The following is a 1,317-nucleotide window of genomic DNA, read 5'->3' on the forward strand; positions in this document are numbered from 1 at the left end:
TCGCGGGAGAGCAACCGTGTTGTTGACTGAACCTCGTGTGCTCGCGGTCAAGGCTCGCGCTTGCGCGCGCCCGCCCGTTGGGCGGCTTTGGCCTTGACGGCTGCGCGCCCGAGGTTCGTTTGGCTTTGCAAGCGGTCGGCGACGAGCGCCGACCGTCGGCCAGTCAGTCGGTCTGCTCACTCCATGTGCCCCCGTGGGCGAGCATGGCGTTGAGCCGTACGATCAGTTTGCGCATACAGGCGGTCAGAGCCACTTTCGGTGGCTTGCCGCGACCGATCAGGTGGTCATAGAAGCTGGCCAGCACGCCCCCCTTGCGCCTGCCGGTTGCTGCGGTCAAGGCCGCCATGTAGAGGGCGCGTCTGGCGTCCTCACGCCCGCCGGCGATCCTGCGTGCGCCGTGACGTTGACCACTGTCGTCGGGGTAAGGCGCCACGCCGAGCAAGGCGGCGGCCTGTCCGCCGGACAGTTGGCCCAGTTCCGGCACCAACACGGCCAACGTGAGTGCGGTGAGTGCACCGACCCCGGGAGCGCTGCTCAACGCCTTGGCCTTCTTGGCAAGCGCCGCATCCTCCTGCGCGCGGCGCGTGATCTCACGCTCTGCCGCCTCGACCGCCGTCCCCAGCGCCTCCAGCGCCGGCTCGGCCAGGGCCGCGACGTCGGCGGGCAGCCGTGCCACCGCCTTTTTCAGGTCGGCGCGCTTGTCGACCAGCAGGCGGCGCAGGCCGAGAAGGTCGGCCAGGCGCTCACGCTGCCGGTTGGAAGGGGTGGCGGACGGCTGGAAGCGGGCGGTGAAGTCGGCGATCAGCGCCGCATCGATCGGATCTGTCTTGGCGCGCTGCCCCTTGGCCTTGGCGAGATGGCGCACTCGCGCGGGGTCGAGCACAGCCACCGCTATCCCTGCCGCTTCCAGCGCATCGCGCACCGCACGCTCATAGCCGCCGCTGGCCTCGATGCCCACAAGAGCGACCGGACGCCCTTTCAGCCCGGCGATCAGGGCCTCGTGACCGGCCGCGCTGTTGGCGACGCGCAGGGTCTCGCCGCCGGGGACTACCACGACATCGAGGACCTCCTTGCCGCAATCGATGCCGACAAAAACTGCGTCTTGTGCCATCCTCGTGTTCCTTCCTTGTGGTGCGGGCTAAAGGCCCATGCAACCGTTCGGACTCCAAGGAAGGCTGGCCGCCCTCATGCTCTCTCTCGGCCTCTGCGCCCAGGGGTATACGGGATCGGCCAACCTGGGCGGCGCGCGGCTAACGCGCCGCCCAGGGACTTTATACTCCCTCCCAAACACACAAGGGGTTGGGGTGAGGGGGCGCA

The 1,317-nt window shown here is 68.9% G+C and carries 1 protein-coding gene; it reads right to left on the reverse strand.

Annotation, left to right across the window (positions count from 1 at the left end; translation table 11 throughout):
* Positions 1–163: 163 nt before the first annotated feature.
* A complete protein-coding gene (locus JHL17_RS16765; protein WP_200194760.1) occupies positions 164–1,111 on the reverse strand; it encodes an IS110 family RNA-guided transposase in 948 nt (315 codons plus the stop codon).
* Positions 1,112–1,317: the final 206 nt, after the last annotated feature.

The organism is Azospirillum endophyticum (genome assembly GCF_016595245.1).
In the GTDB taxonomy this organism is placed as follows: Bacteria; Pseudomonadota; Alphaproteobacteria; order Azospirillales; family Azospirillaceae; genus Azospirillum; species Azospirillum endophyticum.